This is a genomic window from Agrobacterium sp. CG674 (genome assembly GCF_053521645.1).
In genome coordinates this window covers 2,501-5,949 of sequence record NZ_JBNWDZ010000022.1, presented here as the reverse complement: position 1 = coordinate 5,949, position 3,449 = coordinate 2,501, and the positions used below count along the sequence as shown (strand labels likewise).

At 52.0% G+C, this 3,449-nt stretch carries 2 rRNA genes; both read right to left on the bottom strand.

The features are described from left to right. Positions 1–8: 8 nt before the first annotated feature. Positions 9–123: ribosomal RNA gene (rrf, locus tag ACQZ51_RS23500) — 5S ribosomal RNA — on the bottom strand. 243 nt (positions 124–366) lie between these two features. Continuing rightward, positions 367–3,173, bottom strand: a 23S ribosomal RNA gene (locus ACQZ51_RS23495). Positions 3,174–3,449 lie beyond the last annotated feature (276 nt).

The following is a 3,449-nucleotide window of genomic DNA, read 5'->3' as shown; positions in this document are numbered from 1 at the left end:
TTTTGCAGACCTGGCAGCGACCTACTCTCCCGCGTCTTAAGACGGAGTACCATTGGCGCTGGGGCGTTTCACGGCCGTGTTCGGAATGGGAACGGGTGCAGCCGCCCCGCAATAACCACCAGGTCGGCAAAACGCAACGAATGACCATGTTTTCACATGGAAACTGTTGTTTCGAGAAGCTGGAGAGGAGACATTCGTCTCACTCTATTTAATTTAAACACGTCTTTCTGTGACCTGTCCGTATGTTCCCATACAGGACGTTAGTCCGTCGCGCCTTGTGGCGCGCGCCGTCTGCAGGGCTTTTAGCCCGTGAAGACAGAACAGAAGTCATCATCGAACTGCGTTCGATGAACATAATCAATGGGAACGAAGAAGTCGATCGAGCTATTAGTAACGGTAAGCTTCATGCATTACTGCACTTCCACACCCGTCCTATCAACGTGGTCGTCTTCCACGGCTCTGATAGGGAACACTCGTTTTCAGGTTGGTTTCCCGCTTAGATGCCTTCAGCGGTTATCCATTCCGTATATAGCTACTCTGCTATGCCCTTGGCAGGACAACAGATCCACCAGAGATACGTCCATCCCGGTCCTCTCGTACTAGGGACAGATCCTGTCAATATTCCTACACCCACGGCAGATAGGGACCGAACTGTCTCACGACGTTCTGAACCCAACTCACGTACCGCTTTAAATGGCGAACAGCCATACCCTTGGGACCTGCTCCAGCCCCAGGATGCGATGAGTCGACATCGAGGTGCCAAACAACCCCGTCGATATGGACTCTTGGGGGTCATCAGCCTGTTATCCCCGGCGTACCTTTTATCCGTTGAGCGATGGCCCTTCCACACGGGACCACCGGATCACTATGACCGACTTTCGTCTCTGCTCGACTTGTCAGTCTCGCAGTCAGGCGGGCTTATGCCATTGCACTCGACGACCGATTTCCGACCGGTCTGAGCCCACCATCGCGCGCCTCCGTTACTCTTTCGGAGGCGACCGCCCCAGTCAAACTACCCACCATACACTGTCCCGGATCCGGATAACGGACCGCGGTTAGACATCCACGAAGATAAGGGTGGTATTTCAAGGATGGCTCCACGAGAACTGGCGTCCCCGCTTCAAAGCCTACCACCTATCCTACACATGCCTTGGCGAATGCCAGTGTAAAGCTATAGTAAAGGTGCACGGGGTCTTTCCGTCTGACCGCAGGAACCCCGCATCTTCACGGGGAATTCAATTTCACTGAGTCTATGTTGGAGACAGCGGGGAAGTCGTTACGCCATTCGTGCAGGTCGGAACTTACCCGACAAGGAATTTCGCTACCTTAGGACCGTTATAGTTACGGCCGCCGTTTACTGGGGCTTCAGTTCAGAGCTTGCACCCCTCCCTTTAACCTTCCAGCACCGGGCAGGCGTCAGACCCTATACGTCGTATTGCTACTTCGCAGAGCCCTGTGTTTTTGATAAACAGTCGCTACCCCCTGGTCTGTGCCACCCTGACATACTTGCGTACAACAGGGTCACGCTTCTTCCGAAGTTACGCGTGCAATTTGCCGAGTTCCTTCAACATAGTTCTCTCAAGCGCCTTGGTATACTCTACCTGACCACCTGTGTCGGTTTCGGGTACGGTCTATACGGTGGAGCTATTTCCTGGAACCTCTTCGCCGCACATTCAATCCAGTAAGAATGTACAACACACAAGATCCGTCACTACCACCAGGCCCACGAATATTAACGTGGTTCCCATCGACTACGCGTGTCCGCCTCGTCTTAGGGGCCGGCTAACCCTGCTCAGATTAACTTTAAGCAGGAACCCTTGGTCTTTCGGCGAGGGAGTCTCTCACTCCCTTTATCGTTACTCATGTCAACATTCGCACTTCCGATATCTCCAGGGGCCCTCACGGGTCCCCCTTCACAGACTTACGGAACGCTCCGCTACCACAGCACAGTCACTATAACTGTACTATCCTCAGCTTCGGTGCATGGCTTTAGCCCCGTTACATTTTCGGCGCAAAGACCCTTATTTAGACCAGTGAGCTGTTACGCTTTCTTTAAATGATGGCTGCTTCTAAGCCAACATCCTGGTTGTTTTGGGATCCTCACATCCTTTCCCACTTAGCCATGACTTGGGGACCTTAGCTGGAGGTCAGGGTTGTTGCCCTCTTCACGACGGACGTTAGCACCCGCCGTGTGTCTGCCGATTAGTACTCCTCGGTATTCGGAGTTTGGTTAGGATCAGTAAGACGGTGAGTCCCCATAGCCCATCCAGTGCTCTACCCCCGAGGGTATTCGATCGACGCACTACCTAAATAGTTTTCGCGGAGAACCAGCTATTTCCGAGTTTGATTGGCCTTTCACCCCTAGCCACAAGTCATCCCAATCTATTGCAACAGATATGGGTTCGGCCCTCCAGTTGGTGTTACCCAACCTTCAGCCTGCTCATGGCTAGATCACTCGGTTTCGGGTCTAATGCAACAAACTAAACGCCCTATTCAGACTCGCTTTCGCTACGCCTACACCTACCGGCTTAAGCTTGCTTGCTACACTAAGTCGTTGACCCATTATACAAAAGGTACGCCGTCACTCTTTCGAGCTCCGACTGCTTGTAGGCATCCGGTTTCAGGTTCTATTTCACTCCCCTCGTCGGGGTGCTTTTCACCTTTCCCTCACGGTACTTGTTCGCTATCGGTCATGCACGAGTACTTAGGCTTGGAGAGTGGTCTCCCCATGTTCAGACAGGATTTCACGTGTCCCGCCCTACTCAAGGACAATAAGTGTTCTACGTGTACGGGGCTATCACCCGCTATGGCCACCTTTTCCAAAGTGTTCCACTTTATTCCTTATTGCCACTGGCCTGGTCCGCGTTCGCTCGCCACTACTTACGGAGTCTCGGTTGATGTCCTTTCCTTCAGGTACTTAGATGTTTCAGTTCCCTGAGTTCGCTTCTTACACCCTATGTATTCAGATGCAGATACCTTATCATAATGCTTGGAAACCCAAACCGTACCAAAGCACGGCTTGGATTCTCCAAGCATTTAAGGTGGGTTCCCCCATTCGGAAATCCATGGATCAAAGCTTATTCGCAGCTCCCCACGGCTTATCGCAGCGTATCACGTCCTTCTTCGCCTGTGCATGCCAAGGCATCCACCAAATGCCCTTAATTCACTTCTTCGTTCTCATTGTCTATGCTCATCCATAGCCGTCCCGAAGGGCGGCAATCCAATTACCTTTTACAATCAGATTATTTCTTGATGACATCGACGTGTCGATACAGTCCTCATATGAAGGCACGCCGGTGCACTTCGAGGCCGTATCATTAAGACCAGCTTCTCGAGATATCATCCGGTAACGCGCGGTCAGGCAACGTTAATCCAGCATTTCCATCAGATGGTAACCGAAGTCACCAAACAACAAAAATGCCTCAGGACAGGACTTCCTACCTACCTCC